The sequence below is a fragment of the Alteromonas sp. 5NW40-0090 genome (assembly GCF_057552975.1).
This window is the reverse complement of sequence record NZ_BAAJLT010000005.1, coordinates 80,710-101,062: the sequence shown is the minus strand read 5'-3', so window position 1 is coordinate 101,062 and position 20,353 is coordinate 80,710. Positions and strand designations below refer to the sequence as shown.

The 20,353-nt window shown below is 42.0% G+C and carries 21 protein-coding genes; 6 read left to right on the top strand and 15 right to left on the bottom strand.

The window, feature by feature from the left end; genetic code table 11:
- Nucleotides 1-309: 309 nt before the first annotated feature.
- Entirely contained in the window at nt 310-1,098 is a 789-nt protein-coding gene (locus tag AC27KT_RS07660; protein WP_487128778.1) for a PhzF family phenazine biosynthesis protein, read from the bottom strand.
- Nucleotides 1,099-1,168: 70 nt separating this feature from the next.
- Nucleotides 1,169-1,339, bottom strand: coding sequence for a hypothetical protein (locus tag AC27KT_RS07655; protein WP_487128776.1), 171 nt, complete (start codon nt 1,337-1,339; stop codon nt 1,169-1,171).
- Between the two features lie 211 nt (nt 1,340-1,550).
- On the opposite strand from AC27KT_RS07655, the gene AC27KT_RS07650 reads away from it, so the two are divergent.
- The 3 genes from AC27KT_RS07650 (at nt 1,551) to AC27KT_RS07640 (ending at nt 3,232) form a co-directional block, all read left to right on the top strand.
- The gene (locus AC27KT_RS07650) at nt 1,551-2,528 is read left to right on the top strand and encodes a transposase (RefSeq protein WP_487128774.1); all 978 of its coding nucleotides are present in this window, start codon (nt 1,551-1,553) and stop codon (nt 2,526-2,528) included.
- 141 nt (nt 2,529-2,669) lie between these two features.
- Entirely contained in the window at nt 2,670-2,915 is a 246-nt protein-coding gene (locus AC27KT_RS07645) for a type II toxin-antitoxin system CcdA family antitoxin (protein ID WP_157316039.1), read from the top strand.
- Nucleotides 2,915-3,232, top strand: coding sequence for a CcdB family protein (locus AC27KT_RS07640; RefSeq protein WP_487128772.1), 318 nt, complete (start codon nt 2,915-2,917; stop codon nt 3,230-3,232). Before AC27KT_RS07645 ends, AC27KT_RS07640 begins: the two co-directional genes overlap by 1 nt.
- Before the next feature lie 502 nt (nt 3,233-3,734).
- Here AC27KT_RS07640 and AC27KT_RS07635 read toward each other — a convergent pair.
- The 6 genes from AC27KT_RS07635 to pnp form a co-directional block, all read right to left on the bottom strand.
- Nucleotides 3,735-4,187, bottom strand: coding sequence for a hypothetical protein (locus AC27KT_RS07635; protein ID WP_487128770.1), 453 nt, complete (start codon nt 4,185-4,187; stop codon nt 3,735-3,737).
- An 87-nt stretch (nt 4,188-4,274) separates the two neighbouring features.
- Nucleotides 4,275-5,210 (bottom strand): hypothetical protein, encoded by a 936-nt coding sequence (locus AC27KT_RS07630; protein ID WP_487128768.1) that lies wholly within the window; start codon nt 5,208-5,210, stop codon nt 4,275-4,277.
- Nucleotides 5,203-5,772 carry a DUF6932 family protein gene (locus tag AC27KT_RS07625; RefSeq protein WP_487128766.1) on the bottom strand — a complete coding sequence of 190 codons (570 nt, stop codon included), beginning with the start codon at nt 5,770-5,772 and terminating at the stop codon, nt 5,203-5,205. The genes AC27KT_RS07630 and AC27KT_RS07625 overlap by 8 nt, the downstream gene beginning before the upstream one ends.
- A gap of 145 nt (nt 5,773-5,917) precedes the next feature.
- Complete coding sequence (locus AC27KT_RS07620; RefSeq protein WP_487128764.1) at nt 5,918-6,502, bottom strand: hypothetical protein; 585 nt, start codon at nt 6,500-6,502, stop codon at nt 5,918-5,920.
- Between the two features lie 270 nt (nt 6,503-6,772).
- Entirely contained in the window at nt 6,773-7,066 is a 294-nt protein-coding gene (locus tag AC27KT_RS07615; RefSeq protein WP_012518312.1) for a DUF1244 domain-containing protein, read from the bottom strand.
- A 174-nt stretch (nt 7,067-7,240) separates the two neighbouring features.
- Complete coding sequence (pnp, locus tag AC27KT_RS07610; RefSeq protein WP_487128761.1) at nt 7,241-9,352, bottom strand: polyribonucleotide nucleotidyltransferase; 2,112 nt, start codon at nt 9,350-9,352, stop codon at nt 7,241-7,243.
- A 339-nt stretch (nt 9,353-9,691) separates the two neighbouring features.
- Here pnp and AC27KT_RS07605 point away from each other — a divergent pair, with 339 nt between their 5' ends.
- On the top strand, nt 9,692-10,258 hold the full coding sequence (locus tag AC27KT_RS07605) for an HNH endonuclease (protein ID WP_487128759.1): 567 nt from the start codon (nt 9,692-9,694) through the stop codon (nt 10,256-10,258).
- A gap of 65 nt (nt 10,259-10,323) precedes the next feature.
- Here AC27KT_RS07605 and AC27KT_RS07600 read toward each other — a convergent pair whose 3' ends face one another.
- From AC27KT_RS07600 to AC27KT_RS07580, 5 genes are all read right to left on the bottom strand, one after another.
- Nucleotides 10,324-11,274 carry a mechanosensitive ion channel family protein gene (locus AC27KT_RS07600; protein ID WP_487128757.1) on the bottom strand — a complete coding sequence of 317 codons (951 nt, stop codon included), beginning with the start codon at nt 11,272-11,274 and terminating at the stop codon, nt 10,324-10,326.
- Nucleotides 11,275-11,404: 130 nt separating this feature from the next.
- Nucleotides 11,405-12,652, bottom strand: a complete 1,248-nt coding sequence (locus tag AC27KT_RS07595; protein WP_487128755.1) for a glutamate-5-semialdehyde dehydrogenase — start codon at nt 12,650-12,652, stop codon at nt 11,405-11,407.
- Entirely contained in the window at nt 12,649-13,758 is a 1,110-nt protein-coding gene (gene proB / locus AC27KT_RS07590; protein WP_487128753.1) for a glutamate 5-kinase, read from the bottom strand. The genes AC27KT_RS07595 and proB overlap by 4 nt, the downstream gene beginning before the upstream one ends.
- A gap of 16 nt (nt 13,759-13,774) precedes the next feature.
- Nucleotides 13,775-15,289, bottom strand: coding sequence for a sodium/proline symporter PutP (gene putP, locus AC27KT_RS07585; protein ID WP_487129068.1), 1,515 nt, complete (start codon nt 15,287-15,289; stop codon nt 13,775-13,777).
- 367 nt (nt 15,290-15,656) lie between these two features.
- Nucleotides 15,657-16,703, bottom strand: a complete 1,047-nt coding sequence (locus AC27KT_RS07580) for a DNA topoisomerase IB (protein ID WP_487128751.1) — start codon at nt 16,701-16,703, stop codon at nt 15,657-15,659.
- A gap of 579 nt (nt 16,704-17,282) precedes the next feature.
- On the opposite strand from AC27KT_RS07580, the gene AC27KT_RS07575 reads away from it, so the two are divergent.
- Nucleotides 17,283-17,873 (top strand): hypothetical protein, encoded by a 591-nt coding sequence (locus tag AC27KT_RS07575; RefSeq protein WP_487128749.1) that lies wholly within the window; start codon nt 17,283-17,285, stop codon nt 17,871-17,873.
- Between the two features lie 174 nt (nt 17,874-18,047).
- Entirely contained in the window at nt 18,048-18,878 is an 831-nt protein-coding gene (locus AC27KT_RS07570; protein ID WP_487128747.1) for an HAD family hydrolase, read from the top strand.
- 90 nt (nt 18,879-18,968) lie between these two features.
- On the opposite strand, the gene AC27KT_RS07565 is transcribed toward AC27KT_RS07570, so the two are convergent.
- Both AC27KT_RS07565 and AC27KT_RS07560 read right to left on the bottom strand, forming a co-directional pair.
- On the bottom strand, nt 18,969-19,673 hold the full coding sequence (locus tag AC27KT_RS07565) for an SDR family NAD(P)-dependent oxidoreductase (RefSeq protein WP_487128745.1): 705 nt from the start codon (nt 19,671-19,673) through the stop codon (nt 18,969-18,971).
- A 19-nt stretch (nt 19,674-19,692) separates the two neighbouring features.
- Nucleotides 19,693-20,223, bottom strand: coding sequence for a DUF2878 domain-containing protein (locus AC27KT_RS07560; RefSeq protein WP_487128743.1), 531 nt, complete (start codon nt 20,221-20,223; stop codon nt 19,693-19,695).
- Nucleotides 20,224-20,353 lie beyond the last annotated feature (130 nt).

The window sequence follows — 20,353 nt, the reverse complement described above, 5'->3', positions numbered from 1 at the left end:
AAATACGGTTATGAGTTGTCTTTGAGGTAATTAGTCAACCTCCCACAAACATGCCTGTCTAGTTTAATTTACTCACAAACATGCCTGTCTAGTTTAATTTCTCGGTAGTTACCAGTCACTTTTAATTGAAAATTTACCTTTAATTGCAAATAAACCAATAAACAAGACAGGCATATCTAGCATTGACCAGATTTGTACATACTTTCCTTGTAACCCTAACGCTGTAATATAAAGTGCCTGTCTTCAAAATATAAAGTGCCTGTCTTCTTTAGTTAATTTTGCAAAATATTAAGTGCCTGTCTTCTTTAGTTAATTTTGCGGGATATTAATCTCTGCGGTCATGTAGTCCACGTTGTTCCCCGATAGGAATACTCGATCATTTTTGACTTCACATTTCACGCTGCCCGACCGCTTAGACAGCTGTCGAGCACTAAGCTTGTTGCGACCGAGACGTCTAGCCCAGTATGGCGCAAGTTCACAATGAGCAGACCCTGTGACTGGATCTTCGTTCACTCTAAGCTTAGGAAAGAAACAGCGGCTGACAAAATCGACCTCGTGTCCCGGGGCAGTTACAACCACACCCCGTAGCCCAAGCTCTTTGAGCTTTTCAAAATCCGGTTTTAGTGATTTTATTTCTTCTTCAGAATCAAAAACAACGAGATAGTCGAACCCGGATAGTACTTCCTTCGGGGCTTTGCCGAGCGCATTAACTAGCGCTGAAGGTGCTTTAGTGTTGACAAGCGATGCAGCCGGAAAATCCATACTAAAACCAGTGCCACTTCGCGTGACAGTAAGTGGCCCACTGCGGGTATGGAAAACTACTTCCTGCTTGGTGTAGTTTAGATGAGTGTAGAGTACATGAGCCGCAGCAAGTGTCGCATGCCCACAAAGATCAACTTCATCTGCTGGTGTAAACCACCTCAATTCATAGGCGTTCCCCACCGGAACGAAGAATGCGGTTTCAGAGAGGTTATTTTCTTCAGCAATGGCCTGCAACAAACTATCATCAAGCCAAGCTTCTAATGGGCATACGGCAGCCGGATTACCTTCAAAAACATGGTTTGCAAAAGCATCAACCTGAAACATCTTAAGCTTCATCTATCTTCCTTTTGTATGCTGAAAACCCAACGCTCAGCAATTATGGCTATTCAAGTGCTGGTACGTATCGCTAGGCCTCTTTTCGTCTTTTAATTGAAAACAAGCCGAACCAAAATGCCCCTTCTAGAACGAGCCCCAAAATAATGAACAGGAACACACCTGACTGAATACCCATACTGTAAGATGTTATAGCTGCGACTAGAAGAGCCAGAGCAATAAGAATTCGATAAATACCTTTCATTTAAACTCTCCTTTTAAATGCTTAATAAAAAGGCACAAAGATGCCTGTCTCGTTTAATCTAGTCTAATGAGAATAAACGAGACAGGCATAACTAGACAAATAAACAAGACAGGCATATCTAGCAAGATCAAAACTGTCCCCTCGTACACTTTCTTTAATCTAAATCCCCATTCAAACTGCTAATCGATTTAATCAAAGTTGGACAGTCAAAATGCCTAAAGCCCGAAAGTCACAAATTAGTTTATCGGATACGCCCTATTATCACTGTATTTCCCGCTGTGTGCGTCGTGCCTATTTATGTGGCGAGGAAAACGGTAGAAGCTTTGAACATCGTCGCCAATGGGTAGAAGACCGTATTCATGTCTTAAGTGAGGTGTTCGCCATTGATGTATGTGCTTATGCGGTAATGAGTAATCATACGCACCTGGTATTACACGTAAACAAAGAGAAAGCAGACGCACTGAGTACAGAAGATGTGATTCAACGTTGGCATAAACTGTACAAAGGCACATTACTCTCGCAGCGCTACATGTCACCAGATTCACGTAAAGATTTACATGAAATTCAAATTAAAGCGGTGGAGTTAACGGCTGAAGTATGGCGTAAAAGGCTATTTAATATCAGCTGGTTTATGCGTGCACTGAATGAATACATTGCTAGGGCAGCTAATAAAGAAGACGACTGCACAGGGCATTTTTGGGAAGGACGGTTTAAATCTCAAGCGCTATTGGATGAGTCAGCCCTTGCCGCCTGTATGGCTTATGTTGATTTAAACCCAGTACGAGCAAAGATGGCCAAAACACCTGAAACATCAGAGCATACCAGTATTAAATACCGAATTAACGCTGCTAAGGTAGGCAAAACACCTAAAAGACTTATGCCTTTTGCAGGCAATCCAAGTCAAGAGATGCCACACGGTTTACCTTTTACTCTTCCAAACTACTTACAGCTTGTAGATATAACCAGCCGATATATTCACCCAAACAAGAGCGGCATGGTTGAGCATAACCTACCCTCTATTTTAGAGCGCCTCAATATTGAACAAGAACATTGGATAACTTTAACCACGCAGTTTGAAACCTGCTTTAAGCACGCCGCCGGCAAAGTGACTCACTTAGAGCAATACGCGCAGAATCAACATCAGCAACGGGTTCAGGGCCGACAAAGTGCAATGCGATTACTTGGTTAACTTTGCAGTTTAATAGATAGTAAGACAGGCACTATATGTATACATCTCTACATAACAATTCCGGGTTTGTTAAGAACCTATTTTTTGCAATGCGCATCCCTATGCGTATACTTAAAATGTAGAACAATTTGGAGTGATAGCATGCAAGATTTATATGACATCCATGCCCCAAAAAAAGCGACTAATTTAAGCTTAAACAGTGACTTATTACAAAAAGCTAGAGACTTAAAAGTTAACCTATCTGCAACCTTGGAACAAGCACTTAAAGACAAGTTGAAAAGTGTTGAAGAAGAAAGGTGGAAAAAAGAAAACAAAGCTGCCATTGCTGCGTACAACGAGTTTATTGCTGAGAACGGCTGTATAGGTGATGAGTACAGGAACTTCTAATGGCACAGTTTGATGTTTACAGAAACCCAAGCTCAAAAACAAATAAAGCTTACCCTTTTCTTGTAGATGTTCAGAACTCTGTAATCGACCAATTAGCAACAAGGCTAGTTGTACCGCTGACAAAGAGTAAGACTAAAAATAGTCTTTATATGAAAAACCTTACGCCGGAGATAGAATTTGAAGGCGAGACATACCTATTCCTGACTCAACAACTTAGTTCCATACCCGAAGATGTACTAAAGGACTGCATCGGTTCTTTAGCGCAATCTCGCGAATTGCTAATAGGTGCAATAGACTTTGCTATTACTGGAATATAGCCTTTCTATAAGAGACTCAGACAGGTGGGAATGACGACGTAATGTGCTTAGAGAAGTGCACAAATGAGCCTGTCTTGTTTAGTTTTTTAAGTAAGTGTTCGACTTTGTACACAAACATGCCTGTCTTATTAAGAAGTATTAGCGAAAGCTTCAAGCTCTTTCTTATTCATGTTCATCTGCCTATCCTTAACTCTCTATAGAGTAAATTGAGATAGGCAGTTACACAAAATTAGTTACAGTCTCAGTGTTCGACTTTGTACACAAACATGCCTGTCTTATTAAGTATTCTTGGCCTTATCATCTCATTTATATTGATTGGATAGTAATAACTTTGCAATGTACGTAAACATGCTTGTCTCATTTAGTACCCTTAGCTGGAGTACATAAAAATGCCTGTCTTGTTTAGTCATTTTTACAAAGACATGCCTGTCTTATTAGTCTTACTCATATTTCGCGCAAGCCCAGAAGAGAAATATGCCTGTCTTGTTTAGTATTAGAGTGTTCATTCACCAGAGTGATATATTGATTTAAGTGCACCTATGATTTCAGAACCTTTTCCTGTTGGCTTATACTCATCATTGTCTTCTTTTGTGAAATAGCCATGATTTACCAAAGAGTTATATTTAAATATCTCTCGTTTATCAGTCGGCATAAAATTTTTGTTAGCTGCTATCTTCATCATAAACTCATAATCTTCATCAGGAATGTTGAAGATCTCCTCTTTTGACATGTTAGATGAACGTCCATTTTCCTTCTTTTGCGTTTTGTTTTGAGGAAGAATTTCTTTAGCCAGCATCTTTTTGCCAAATTCTGCACTCGCATTGCCAACTGTTAATTTTGAAATTGAACCTAACAGTTCTCTAACTTGTTCCTTAAATAAAAGAAGAGCAATTAATAATAGAGTTGGCCATATTAACACTTGCACTATTTCTACGAAAAATAATTTCCAGTCCATTTAATATCCATTGGATTACCCTAACGCCTCTATAACCGGCGCTTTACTGCGTCCGGCGCAGAAGGCGCGAAGTTGATTGATTTGAGTTTATTCGCCAAATCTAAGGAACTCAACTAAGCGAACCACTTCTCTAGGCGGTCTATTTAGAGGTGCGACAGTTTTAACCGATACCTTAACCAGACATTTATTACCAATTACAGTATCAGAAGCCTTTAAGAACTGTTCGACAGCTTCTTTAGTTGCAGAACCATAAAAAAGCTTTCCTGATTTATCGGCAAGTTCAAACTTTCTGTGTTCAGGTAAAAAGCCGACTAGTGTACCTTCAATTTCAGTGGTAACCTCGTCAATACTTGTAGCCTCTATTCTTACTCTTGCGCGATGTATTGACGCAGTATCGAGCGTGAAATCTAACTCTTTCTCTACAACCCTTATGGTTGCCTTGCTTGAATCAAGATTTGTGAAGAAATCACGTAGAGCAATTAACGTTCTAGGCTCTAATTCTTCAAGAAGAGATTCAAAAACTGCATCATCGTGAGCGGCAGAATCCCGAAGTAAATGCGCGGCCTTATCTATAACATGTGTCAGTTGTGACGATTCCAGTTGCACCTGATCACTCATTTCATCAAGTACGAAGCCAAATGATCCTCTAGCCAATCCAGTAACCATTAACTCAGAGTTTGCTTTGAAAGGGACTTTCCCCCTTTCTCCTAGCCCACCAACTTCGCTATTTGCAAAAACTTTAGCGATTAAATTCTGAAATTGTTCTAACGCTAGGCCAGCGAACTCTGCAGCAATTCCTTTAGATCCTAAGACGGGTTGCCCACCAAAAAATAGAGCAACGCTGGCACTATTATCGATTAATGATTCCTCTTTCAGTGATTCTAACTTGTGCGAAAGTTCGGTTATCCGATACTCAAGTTGCATTTCGCCTACTATATCGCCTGATTGCTGTGCACTAGAAAGAAGCGCATTGAGAGTGGTAATTTCAGAGTTAAGGCTATCTATACTGAGCTTTTTAGGCATTAGTTGCCTCCTCATCCAAAATATCAAAGGCCTCATTGTCTGTACACTCAATAGGAATTTCTATCATACCTTTCCATAAATATGATTCTCGCTGGTGTGAAAATAAGCCAAACCAGTATCGTGTGTTACTAACTACATGTATAGGATGTGTATTCAAATCAACAAAATAGGCGTCGCAATGGTATTTATTCTTAGCATTCTGAGGGAGAAATAGATCTGTATTCCCATTTACTAATTTTTTCCAGTGCTCCACGTCATTTGTAGGCCTAAATGCAAAAGTCACTATATCTACATCTGCTGGTGGACGACCTCTATTGGCCTCCACATTTTCCACAAAACTACCGTCAAGCCATTGGAAACCATTAGAAATTCCGACTTCCCTGAGTTTTTTTCGATATTCTAATAACCCTTTAAGTATAGTTCTCCTCTCTGGTGAATGAGAATAACGGTGGACAAATTCAGAGATCGTTGTTTTGTAGGGAGCCATGCCAGCGGGGTCTGTAGGCCCCTGTTCTGGGATGAATGGAGGCAATACTCCTGATTGGTTTAATTTTGGTATCACTCTTTAATCTTCCTATGATCTCTCAGTTGCCACGAACACATAACGCTCCGCTTAGGGGCAATAATATGTGGGCTAAAAATGGAGCGAAGCAACTGAGCCCACGTGTTATTGTCCTAGGGAGCTTGTGACCGACTACAGGGTTTTTTTATGCATTATCAACGTAATTTAAAAAAAGTTGTTTGATCTGCCGTTCGAGTAGCATGTGATTACAACGCTCTAAAAATGAATAAATCTCCAATAACTGAATAATCATTATTTTGGCTAATTTCGGCTCTTTTTTAAATATTAAGTTGTCGGCAGATTTTTTGTATTCCAATAATTTTGCATATTCTGGTGAATGAGACAGTCTTTTACTATCAAAGTCACTGATCGTTGTACTTATTTCGAAAGGTGCTTGATTTACATAAAGACCAAGCATTGATATAAACCCGTTCACAATTTCTGGAGTGTCCTTTTCTTCTCCCGCAGAAGAAGCGGCGCCTAATATTTGCCCCAGTGAATTTGAAAGCTCTGAATGCCCTGAGGCTAGCTTTTGCTGCCGGTCTTTGTAATATGAAAATAAGTGCTCTCTAGCCTTAAACTCGTGATTTTTAGATAGCTCTTTAATTTTAAATTTATACTGAGAGCTTGTTGCTTTATAGGTGGCAAAAGACGCTATTATAGCTGGACCTATAATCTTTATTGCTTCAATAAGAACAGTCTCAATACTTTTTATTACTTCAACTTCCACTGTGGTTTCCTATAGTGCATAACAGCTTACTCGTCCCCAAACCGTCATGCTAATCCACAACACTTTCGGGAACCTGTCCTTGTATTAAGAAATACAATACCCCACAACCAACAGAAAAATAAAGAAAAACCGTAATACCTTTTATCGCTCACATATCAAATGCACCCATTCAGCATGCGAGCGCTTTTAATGCTTTTCCCCACCCAAACACAAAAAAGCCAGCTTCCGCTGGCTTCAAAAAAAATAATTCAACGTCACTTGAACTAAAAACTACTTCCCTTGCCTAGCAGCCAACTTCTCCAACTGCTCGTCAGTAGCAGGAAGCTGATGCTTCTCTTTCCACTCTGAATACGGCATTTTATAAACCACTTCGCGTGCGGCTTCATAGTCGATATCAGCGCCCTGCTCGCTTGCAGCAGCCGAATACCATTTAGCTAAGCAGTTACGGCAGAAATCCGCCAAAATCATCAGGTCAATGTTCTGAACGTCTTTGTTCGCGTCTAAGTGTTCTACTAAGCGGCGGAATACCGCTGCTTCTACTTCGGTTTGCGTTTGCTTATCCATTATCTATTACCTCTAAAAAAGCGTTTTTCGTTATGGCCTAAATGTAAGGCTTAAATGTGCGGGTTAACAAGTAAAACCCAACCCGTTGTTGCCTTTGAAACCTAAAACGAAAAAAGGGAGCCAAGCTCCCTTTTTACTTAAACATAACTAACTAGGTTTAAAACCTAGTTGCTATTACTCTGCGTCGTCAGACTTAGGCGCAGGCTTTTCTAGAAGCTCTTTAATGCTTAGACGTACACGGTTCTGGCGGTCGATTTCCATAACCTTAACGTCAACCATTTCACCTTCTTTAAGGTAGTCAGTAACCTTGTTCACACGCTCGTGAGCGATTTGTGAAATGTGAACAAGACCTTCTTTACCTGGAAGTACTTCTACAAACGCACCGAAGTCTACAATACGTGTAATCTTACCGTTGTAAGTCTTACCAACTTCAATTTCAGCCGTTACTTGCTCAATCTTGCCAATAGCGATGTCTGCTTTCGCACGCTCTGTCGCGAAGATTTTAATAGTACCGTCGTCTTCAATCTCGATGTTAGTGTCAGACTCTTCAGTAATTTGACGGATCATTGCGCCGCCTTTACCGATAACGTCACGGATTTTGTCTTGGTCAATCTTCATTGTGTAAATGCGTGGAGCAAATTCACTTAGCTCTTCACGGTGACCGCCAATCGCTTCGTCCATTACGTTAAGAATGTGCAAACGTGCTTCTTTTGCTTGTTTAAGCGCAATTTGCATGATTTCTTTAGTAATACCTTCAATCTTAATGTCCATTTGAAGTGCAGTAATACCGTCGGTAGTACCCGCTACTTTAAAGTCCATATCGCCAAGGTGATCTTCGTCACCAAGGATGTCTGAAAGTACAACGAAGTTGTCGTCGCTCTTAACTAGGCCCATTGCGATACCCGCAACAGACGCTTTAATTGGAACACCTGCATCCATAAGCGCTAGTGAAGTACCACATACTGACGCCATTGATGATGAACCGTTTGATTCTGTGATTTCAGAAACCACACGTACTACGTACGGGAATTCTTCTTCACTTGGCATTACTGCTTGAATACCACGCTTCGCTAGACGACCGTGACCAATTTCACGACGCTTAGGCGAACCGATCATACCGGTTTCACCAACACAGTATGGAGGGAAGTTATAGTGAAGCATGAAACGGCTGTCGCGCTTACCTTGAAGCTCGTCAATCATCTGTGCGTCACGCTCTGTACCTAAAGTAGCAGCAACAATTGCCTGCGTTTCACCACGGGTGAATAGTGCAGAACCGTGAGTACGAGGAAGAATGCCTGTCGCTACGTCTAGAGCACGAATCATTGCAGGCTCACGACCGTCGATACGTGGCGCGCCAGAAAGGATGCGTGAACGTACTACGTCAGACTCAAGATCGTGAAGAAGGTCTAGCACTTCTTTCTTGTCTTGTTCTTCGTCTTCAGCAAGGATAGCTTCTAATGCTTTTTCAGTTGCTGCAGTTACCGCGTCTTTACGCTCTAACTTGTCAGAAATCTGGTAAGCCGCTGTCATTTCAGCTTCAGCTAGTGCTTTAACTTTATCTTTAAGTGCCGTGTTTTCTGCTTCTGGTGCCCAGTCCCACTTCTCAGTGCCAACTTCAGCAGCAAATTCGTTAACTGCGCTAACCACAGTTTGAAGTTGCTCGTGACCGAACATTACCGCACCTAGCATAGTATCTTCAGAAAGCACGTCAGCTTCTGATTCAACCATAAGTACTGCACCTTCAGTACCCGCAACAACAAGGTCAAGCTGGCTTTCAGCTTGCTCTTCTGCGCGTGTATTTAGAATGTATTCGCCGTTGCTATAACCAACACGAGCCGCACCGATTGGGCCGTTGAACGGAATACCTGAGATAGCAAGCGCTGCAGAAGTACCAATCATAGAGATGATGTCTGTAGGGATATCTGGGTTAGCAGACATTACAGTAACAACAACTTGTACTTCGTTTTTGAAGCCTTCTGGGAATAATGGGCGAATTGGGCGGTCGATAAGACGCGCAGTCAATGTTTCGCCTTCAGATGGACGACCTTCACGCTTGAAGAAACCACCTGGGATTTTACCCGCAGCATATGCTTTTTCTTGGTAGTTTACTGTTAGAGGGAAGAAGTCTTGATCTGGCTTGGCTTCTTTTTTACCAACTACTGTTACCAGTACAGACGTGTCGTCCATGCTCGCAAGAACCGCAGCTGTCGCCTGACGAGCAATTACACCCGTCTCTAGAGTTACAGTATGCTGTCCATACTGAAATGATTTAGTAATAGGAGTCACTATTTGTCCTTTAATTTCAATCTTTATTTTATCGCTTTTAAACGCGGCGCATAGTATAGCTTTGAAGTAGCTGTAATGCCATTGCCAAATACAGCCCCGCGTGGAATTTATTTTGTGAATTTGCGCTAAATCGCTATCACCTATAGCACCATGACTATATGAAATATCTGTGAAATTTCAATTATTGACTATATTTTCATCATACTGACACAAAACAGCGTATGCTAGAACAAAAAGCGAACAAAGAAACAACCCGTAAACAGTTCTTTGAACCATAAACGGGCAATAAGAATTCTTCATAACAAGAACGTCTAATATTAGTGTGCTAAGGAGATAACCATGTTGGTACTTCGACTTAACAAAGCAGGCATGCCACAAGAGTGGATAGATGTTGAACAAGCCGCAAAACTTTACAGTCAGGACAAGGTGCTATTCGAGCTAGGCAGCGATGCCATTACGCTTAAAGGTGGCTGGAATCACGAAGGGCTGCAAAGCGAACTTACCCTATCAAGTATTATTGCTTGCGACGGCAAGGTAACAGATTTATCTGGCAAAGTTGCCCTCACCAACCGTTATCTGTTTAGACGCGACAGCTATTTGTGCATGTATTGCGGCAACAAGTTTACGCCTAAACAACTTACCCGAGACCACATCATTCCCCGCTCTCGCGGCGGAAAAGATAGTTGGACGAACGTAGCCACGGCTTGTCAGCGATGCAATCATGCCAAAGCAGCTAAAACTCCCGAAGAAGCGAATATGCCTTTGCTCGCTGTGCCTTTTAGGCCCAATGTTTACGAGCGTTTTTATTTAATGAACAGACGCATACTGGCAGATCAGATGGCATTTTTAGAAGGGCATTTTTCCCACCAGCGGGAATGGAAATGTAACGAATGCATTCGTGACTGATGAAGTGTAATGAATAGCAACGAGCGACCAGTAATTTAAGAAATAGATCGCTCGTTGATGGAAATTTACAGCCCAGTGCTCGTTGTTGTTTGCTGTTCTGTTGTAGCCGACGCTTGAAGGTTGGCGTTGTTATTCTCGCTTTGTTGCTGCATTAGCATTGCCTGTTCTTCTTTTTGCGCTCTAAACCACAGGCTCAACCAATCGGAGCACATCTTATGTTCTAACTCATGAGCTTCCGCAGTTGGGCAGAAAAGGCTAACCTTCACCACCACTTTTGCAAGCTCATTAGTCTTGATTTCAACCTCTGGGTCTATACGAATAAATTCTTGTTCTAAATGGCGCTCAATTAAGCCTTTGTAACGCTCTGCTACATCGCGAAAGTATTCACAGTGCGCTTGTGCACGGGCATGAAAAGCGGGTAACAAGCTGTATGCGTTTACGGTAGGCTCGTTAACAATTTCAAACGAGTGTAAACGGTAGCGGCGCATAAAGTTAAGGTTACGCACGGTTTGTGTAACTAGCTGGCTGTTAGGTACGTATACGTGCTTACCCGTATAGTTAAAGCTTTCTGGGTCAACTTCTAAAAGTGCGGTTTTTGCCCAATCCATTTCTACGACTTCACCAATGATATTATTCATTTGGATCCAGTCCCCTACCCTGAACGGCCTTGCGCCTAGGTAGTAAATGAAGCCCATAAAGCATTGGATAAATTCACGGGTAGCTAGCACTATGGCAACCATGAATGCGGCAATAGATATAGCAAGCGTTTGTATTTCAGAGCTCCACACCATCATCAATACAATGATAATAAAGGCATTACCTAATTGCTCTAAAATATTGATCTGGTTTCTTCTGTCTTCACCGCGCTGCGAGCTAATACGCCTGATAAGCAGCAACATGCCTTTTTTGATGAAGTGCAATACAATTAAAAGTAGTAGTGATGTCAGCAGTTTATACTCATTGGCAAAGGCAATAAGCTGGTTCCATAACTGCTTAGGGTCTATCACAATCTCCATGTATGCTCCATCTGTGCTGCGAGGGTAAATCTTTGAATAAAAATAAAAAAGCGCCGACGAATGTCAGCGCTATTTATTATGAAGCATGTAAACCTGCGGCACAATGCCGACCAGTTGCAACCACTATTATTTAGTCGCGAATTTGGCCTTCACCGTTCACCAGGTATTTCTCAGAAGTCAACGACTCTAAGCCCATTGGACCGTAAGCATGCAGCTTGGTTGTAGCAATACCAATTTCTGCGCCAAGGCCTAATTGGCTACCGTCAGAGAAGCGTGAAGAAGCATTAACCATTACCACACTTGCATCTACCGCACGTTGGAAAAGCTTACCTTTTTCAGCATCTTCGGTAACGATAACTTCGGTGTGATTACTACCGAACTGCGCAATATGGTCTACTGCACCTTCAAAGTCATCAACTACGCGAATTGCGATTTCTAAACCTAGGTACTCTTCACCGTATGCGTCTTCTGCAATGACGTCTGCGCCATCAAAGTACTGGCTACCTTTTTCATTAACGTGAACTTTAACGCCTTTTTCTTTAAAAGCGTCAGCCACTTTGGGTAAGAAATCACCAGCAACGGCTTGGTGTACAACCAGACCTTCCAACGCATTACATACGCCTGTGCGCTGGGTTTTACCGTTTAGGAGTATGGCCATGGCTTTGTCTAAATCAGCATCCTTATCTACATAAAGGTGGCACACACCTTTAAAGTGCTGAATCACCGGTACCTTTGCGTTGTCAGTCACATAGTTGATAAGACCTTCACCACCACGAGGAATAATTACGTCAATGTAGTCACGTTGTTCCATAAGCTCTTGCATTAATGCGCGGTCTGGATTTGGTACAACCGTGACTAATGCTTTGGGCAAGTTATGCTTTTCAAGCACGTCCTGCATAAGTTCAGCAATAGCTAAACTTGTATCAAGAGCCTCTTTACCACCACGTAATATTACGGCGTTGCCCGATTTGAAACACAGCGCACCTGCGTCAGCAGTAACATTAGGTCGTGCTTCATAAATCATACATACAACGCCTAGCGGTATACGCATTTTCTTAATTTCGATTCCGTTGGGACGAGTACCAATAACACGCTCTTTGCCTACCGGATCGTCAAGCTCAACGATAACCTCAATGCCTTCAGCCATCGACTCGATGCGCTCATCATCAAGGATTAAGCGGTCTACCATGGCAGCATCTAGATTATTTTCTTTAGCGCGCGCTACTTCCTTTTCGTTTACTTCAATAATTTTGCTTTTGTTTGCACGAATTGCCGCGGCCATATCAGTTAACACCGCGTTTTTCTGGCTTTCACTAAGGATTGCCAGTGTACGTGCAGCTTTTTTCGCCTGTTGTGCTAACTCTGTAATAATACTCATTCTTTCTCCAGATTTGCTATGTGCTGATCAGAAATAATCGGCCCTGTTTTTTCCTCAAACTCGTGGGCAAATTCTTCACTTTCCTGATTCGCAATAAAATTCAGTAAACAGCTACTGTAATTTGACTTGGCTTTTACCAATTTAGTGCCGTCTTCTTTCCGTACTAAAATGGTATCACCTACCGAGAACTCACCTTTCACGTCAATTATTTCGCTACTTGTCAGTTGCTCTGCGTCGCCAGCCAAAGAGGCATCAAAGTCCCCTTCTACTATCACCTCGCCCTGCGCGTTTGACGTATGGCGCATCCAATGCACATTTTCCTGCATTGGCTTGGCGTGAGGTTTGAAATGCGTGCCTGGGTTTTCACCTGCTAGCAGCATATTAAACGACAGTTCAGTAAAGCCGTTAATAATATATGTATCTATACCATGCGAAACAGCTTTCTCGGCCGCTTCAATTTTCGTGCGCATACCGCCGGTACCAACACCGCCTTTAACTGCACCACCGGCCATGTCATAAACGCTCTGATCGATGGTATCAACCGATTTGAGCAGTTTTGCGTCGTCATGTTCATGTGGGTTTTTGTCGTAAAGCCCATCAATGTCTGAACAGATGATAAGTGCATCAGCTTCAGCCGCCGACGCCACCATGGCCGATAAATTATCGTTATCACCAACCTTCAACTTGTCAGTAGTCACAGTATCGTTTTCATTTACGATAGGCAGAATATTGTTGTCTAACAAACTGAATATGGTTTCACGAATACTTACGTAACGCTCCCTGTCTCTTAAGTCAGCATGAGTAAGTAGCATCTGGGCAGACGGGAAATCAAACAGTCTATCCCACGTGGCAATCATCTCGGTTTGACCCGCTGCTGCCATGGCTTTCTTTACCGCAATATCTGACTTTTCTTGCTCAGGAAACAGGTGCGCACCTGCCGCGACAGAACCCGATGACACAAGCACCACTTGTGTACCGTTAGCTCTGCAACGTACGATAAATTGCGCAATGCTCAAAAGGTAATGACTGCTACAACCTCGCTGGTTGGGCGATATTAGTGCACTACCTACTTTGATGACTACACGTTTCCAATTAGGATGACTCATAATAAACTTTTTAACCTTAAGATTGTTGATTCGCTAATTCTTCACTGGCTTGCACAAACGTTTTTTGCACGTTCGACGATGGGTCTTCGCTAAAGCGACTTACCATATATAGCGTTAACGTACTTACCGCAAACCCTGGAATAATTTCATAAATAACGCTGCTTAACGTCTTACCGCCAGCTAAAACGGGTGCATAAATCCAAAACAGTACGGTTACCGCACCACTAATCATGCCCGCCATTGCCGCTTTCGCTGTCAGGTCCTTTTTATACAGACAAAACAGTACTAGCGGACCAAATGCTGCGCCAAAACCGGCCCAAGCGTTACTTACTAAAGATAAAATTGTATTCGACGCATCCATAGCCAACAGCAATGCAACTACAGCCACACCTGCAACACCATATCGGCCAATTGTTACCGTTTGCTTTTCGCTTAACGATTTTTCTGAAGACTTTTTATTTACCATTACTCGGTAAATATCTTCTGTTAACGAACTTGCGCTAACTAATAGCTGCGACGAAATTGTACTCATTATGGCGGCTAAAATAGCGGCCATTAAAAATCCACTGATAAGTGGGTGAAACAGCAACTGTGAGAAGATAATGAATATCGTCTCTGGGTCGTCAACTGCAAGACCAAACTGGTTAGCGTAAGCAATACCCACAAAACCAGTTGCTAATGCACCAATAATTGTCACTGTCATCCACGACATGCCAATGTTTCTTGCCGTTCCAATGGCTTTAACAGAACGAATTGCCATAAAGCGAACAATAATGTGAGGCTGTCCAAAGTAACCTAAGCCCCAACCTAAACTCGATAGCAACCCTACAATCGTTAGCGTTTCTAACGATTCAGAAAAATTCGGTACAGATTGATAAGCGGCGCTTGTCATTTGCGACACACTATCGAACTCGGTAAACGCAACAATTGGAACCAGCACAAGCGCCACGAACATAATGCACCCTTGTACAAAATCCGTAAGGCTTACTGCCAAAAAACCACCAAGTAACGTATAAGACACCACGACACCCAGCGTAATAAATAAACCCAACTGATAATCGACCGAAAACGCGCTTTCAAACAACTTACCACCTGCAACTAGCCCGGCAGAGGTGTATAGCGTGAAAAACAGTACGATAATCACGGCTGAAACAATGCGTAAGCTTGAGTTAGGCGAATTAAAGCGCTTGGCAAAAAACTCAGGCACAGTCAACGAATCGTTCGCAACTTCGGTATAAACACGAAGTTTCGGTGCTACTAATAAATAATTTGCTAACGCACCTGCAACCAACCCTATTGCAATGTAAACCGCATCGAAACCGGTTAAGTACATTGCACCTGGTAAGCCCATTAGCATCCAACCTGACATGTCAGACGCACCCGCAGACAATGCGGTTACTTGAGGGCTGACTTGTCGCCCTCCCAGAATATAACCAGATATATCACTGGTAGATTGTCGGTAAGCAAACAACCCTATCCCTAACATCGCTATAAAATACACCGCAAGTGATAGGTAACTTTCCATTGGCATAACGTTCGTTATTTCCTCTATTGCTCTTCGAAAACTCGTAAATGAAAACGCCATTCAACCTTTGCTAATTCAGATTCAAAAGCAAATAATTAAATCGAACAATAATCATTAGAGCTCTAACAATATAAGGATCTGACAGAAAATTTCAAGTGCAATTTTTAAACAACATCGTTTAACAGGAACTTATGTTCAAATTAGCACCAACCATGTTTCACAGTATACTAAGTTAAAAATATCCTAAATTACCTTTAATTTTCATAACTTTAAAAACACTAAGTCATTTATGAAACAATTTAACTTTAGCTGAAAAGTCGCGAAAACCAGCAACTTTACTATCAGCTATAACATTTTCATTAAAAATACTTTGTTACGCGTACTCAGACGAAATAACATCCAAAAGAAGCTTTTCTACAGGCAGTAGATGGGTAAGTTGCGTACAATCTTCACTATGAAGCGAGCGAACCCGATTAATGAGCTTCTCACACGCCTTTTCGTCATTTTTCACAGTAAATAGTTTCGGATGAATATAATATTTTCGACATACAGTAGGAGTATTACCCAACTCTGCTGCTACAACTTTACTTAAGGTACTCTCCCACTTTTTAGTTTTAGAAGTATTCACTTGCTCATAAACATGCGGAAGGTTAGTTAATGCAAACCGGCTAGAAGCCCACGTCCGAAAGTCTTTACAGCTGAACTGCTCACTTAACTCAGAGTGTATAAACGCATTGACGTCCTCACTTGTTACGTCGTGCCATTGTTTATGCTCATCTTGATAACGAAATAAGCAATAACCTTGTTGTTGTGCGCAGTCACAAACTAATGTAGCAAGCTCAGGGTCGTTTACCTTTAACGTCCTTGGTTTACCGTGCTTTCCAACGTAGGCAAGCTCAACACTATCTTCGCACTGGGCTTGAACATGCTTGCGCCGCAGTGTGGTTAAGCCGTACGTGTTATTTTCCTTGCTGTATTGAGCATTGCCTACTCTAGCACCTGTATAATCCAACAATAGGCACACCAGCGCACACGCTTTTTCTTGAGTCCATGAAGGCTGCGAAATTAAGGAAAGACAGTATTCTCGGAACTCAGGAAGTGCATTGCCGAACGCAATCAAACGCTCGAACTTTTCTCTTTGCCGCTGCTCATGCCATTTGTCGTGGTAGATATATTGTTTACGACCCTTTTCGTCATAGCCAACGGCTTGAATACTCGCCTTACTATCACGGCTTACGAATGTATTCTGCCAATTCGGGGGGATAACAAGCTGCTTAATACGTTTAATCACCCGCTCGCCCGTTACTTTTTTTCCACTGCTGTAACGATAGTAAAACCGCTTGTCCCCACAAGCTATTCGCCTTATTGATAGGTGGCTATCGTCACTGTATAGGTTGCAATAACCTTTCGTCCGTTTCATTTGTAGTTGCTCCTTTCCTTAACCTCAAGTAAGACTCTCTGTTAAGGTAATGCGAAGGTCGCTCAGATTCGCTGCGCTTTCCGTAAAAAAACTAAAACGACAACCAAAGCAAAATGTATAACTAAAACTTACAGAGTTACGTCGAGAAATGATCACAACATAAAGGTGGCCTTTCCTCTGAGCCTTATGTCTATTTAACGTACTGATTCCATGGCTATAACGATTTTTCACGCCCCGTGTAAAATAATCACAGTATAAGTAACTGACCCAGTCAGTAAGAGTCCATAAACCTTACCTTATGTGTTTGAAGTACCTACCTAAGTTACTTTTTCACTAACTAAATCATATTTAACATTTTTAAAATTCATATTAAAAACAACAATATAAACCCAATGCATCCATAACTCGAACTAAAGTATGAGCACCGATACTTGTTCGCCGGAATGCAACTTGAATATCTAAGACATTAGCGATCGAGTTACCTGTATGTTCAGTGCTGGTATAACCAGCCACTCGTTATGACTTACAAGTGAAACGAATCAATTCATAGAGTCCAAGTAAGAAGTCGAGGATGTAAAAATGACCATTGAAAATCCGAACAGTACTAACTCTGATAACGCCAGTGGCAACGAACATGTGAATTTAAGAGCCAACGTTGTATCAAACGGTGAGTTGCAAGTGGCGGCTGTGTTCCCTTCAAAAAGAAAAGTGCAAGAAGTATTAGAAATTGTACAAGAAGAAACGTCGGTTGAAGCGTCTCAGATAGAGATTATCGAAGCGGGCGACCCAAATATGAGCGAAAAGCTTGAACGCAATAGTGCATCCATTGGCAAAAGTATGTGGTCGTCGCACTTATTGCTAGGATCAGTTGGTCTTGTTGTTGGCCTTGTCACGGCATTTTTATTAACACTATTTGGACCTGCGCTTACTCAGCAAAACCCATTATTTACCTATATAGCACTGATTAGCCCAGGTATATTCATTGGGTTATTTATTGCGGGTTTAATTGGTCTACGCCCAGACAGAAATCAAGTTATTCAGACCGTTAGACATGCGGTTAGGTTTGGTAAAGTAGCACTTGTGATCAACCTTGAAAAATCACAGTCATCGTCGAAGGTGTCGCAGTTATTGAGGCAGCACACCGACAAAGTGGTTGAATCCATTCGCTAGTAAGATTAATTACATGATATGAAACACTGCTTAAACAGAGAATATGATAAGGTGTCTATAACTTATTGATGAAGTCAGCCGCATTTAAAAGCGCTAAAGGGCAACATACCAAATGTGGTGGGTATTGCCCTTTAGCGTTTGGTCGGCGTTATTTAAAAACTAGGCACCAACTGTATGGATTTGATATTTTTTGATTTAGACGGGACATTATTAAATAAGTCTTCAGAAATTTCTGCGTTTACAAAAGAAACGTTGGATTTACTTAGCGAAAAGGATATTGCCTTCACCGTTGCAACAGGTCGCACTATGCACTCTGCGCAATTTGTTTTGCAGGGTCAATCTTTTGTACTTCCGCATATTTACAATAATGGCGTAGCTATATGGGATCCAAGCGGAAATGCGCTAACACTGGAAAACTTGCTCGCCCCTAGTGAAGTCAATCTTATTATTGACCACGCGGTTAAAAACAATATCACGCCGTTTATTAACACGGTAAACATGGACAGTCCTGACCACGAACACGTGATCTATCATTCAGCACCGAAGCATCAAGTGGAATTCGATTTAATCGAAAAATACTTTTCACGAACGAAAGCTAGATTAGCGTCAATCGAGTCGTTACCTGCTAGTGCACATATTACTAATATCAGTATGATTGGCGACGCTGCGCTTGTTTACGACATGTATAAACAGCTGAACATGCACGAAGAGCTCATTGCTTACTCAGGCCCCGCTATCGAAGGAGATGAGTATCGTTGGATGGATGTTCACCACAACCTTGCCAACAAAGGGAGTGCTGTCGAACTGCTGCGCAGTCAATTGAATGCAAGCAATGTCATTGTGTTTGGCGATAGCGATAATGACCTAAGTATGTTTAAGCTTGCTGATGAGGCTTATGCACCTTCAAACGCAAAACCTTATGTTAAAGATGCTGCAACTTCAGTTATCGGACATCACGATGAAGATGGAATCGCTCGCTTTTTAAGAGAACGATTCTCACTTTAGTCGTTACGATAAAAAGCCTACAACCTATACCCTTAGAAAGCCAAGAAGTAGCGGTAGTCTTGCGCTTATGTGTATTAGGCTACCATTACATTACCACTCAATCGGCTCTCTATCTTTTAAGAACTGACCATGCGGGCCGCCTGCTTCCATCGTTGCAAGCCATATTGCTGTATCTGCACCTTCTTCGGGAGTTTTAGGCGCGTCGCTGCCCCCCATTCGGGTATGTACCCAGCCTGGCGTCATACTGTTTACCGTTACATCAATCTGTTTGCCGTCAGCTGCTTCATCGACAACGGCTGCCATTTTAACGGTAAGGGCGTTAATTGCAGCTTTAGATATGGCGTAACTCAACGGGCCTTTTAATCCTTCAGCGAAACTTCCGTAGCTTGAACTTACGTTAATGATGCGCCCAAAGCCGCGTTCAATCATTTGTGGTAGCGTTTGCTGAATTAACGTTAATGGCGCATTAACATTAATTTGCATAGATTTGGCTAAGCTTTCAGCATTCACATCCTGCCATGAGGTATCGTCTAGTACCCCCGCATTATTTATAAGGATATCAATTGGGCCAAAAACTGCTTCAGCGCGAACGAAAGCATCAACGATGGCAGTCTCATTATCAAGCGGCATTTCAATAACATGTAGGTCACCTCCTACAATATCTTTTTTGACCTCTAGGCCTGACTCTTCATCACGGCAACCCATTAGCACTTTGTAGCCCTTGGAAAGCATTCCCTTCACTATTTCTAGACCTATACCTCTATTGCCGCCTGTCACTAATACGTTTTTCGTCATGCCAATACACTCCTTGCATTTACGTTTGAGCTTGCTTTACCTCAAACCGATTGGATAAATAAAAACACAGTGGAAAAATTACGCTCCACACTAAAGCGATATAAATATAAGAAAGCGTCATACTGGCACCTAACTCAACAGCGCCAAACTTGGCACCCGCGATATAGCTAAGTGGGGCGAAGATTGCTCCGGCAATTGATGCAATGACCATTCGGTCATTAAAGGCGGTTAAACTGTGATACACAGTACCTGCAAACGCAGCCCAAAGAAGACTAAGCCAGATGGGAATTGGCCAAAAGCTTACCAACACCTCTGACTGATTAAAAATGAATAGGCCTGTAAGCGTCAACAATGCGTCAATTACAGTGCCGAGTAAAAATACAGCGCTCATCAACTTAATATCTGATATACGCTTAGGGGAAACCCAAAGCCACAATCCAATTAACGCCAGTACCGGTATCACAGCGCTATTTTGATACAAAATGACTAGCCACCAAATTCCTTGGAACCAAGCAAAATTAGCAACTTTTATTACTGCAGTATTTTTCATCGCAAAAGCTCATATTTTCTATACCAACGCATACGTTTACTGCTAAGTGATAGTTCAAATAACGCGATACAAAAAGTAAACGAAAACAAACCTACGCCAGTATACATATGCCTAAAGTGTTTGCTTTTCT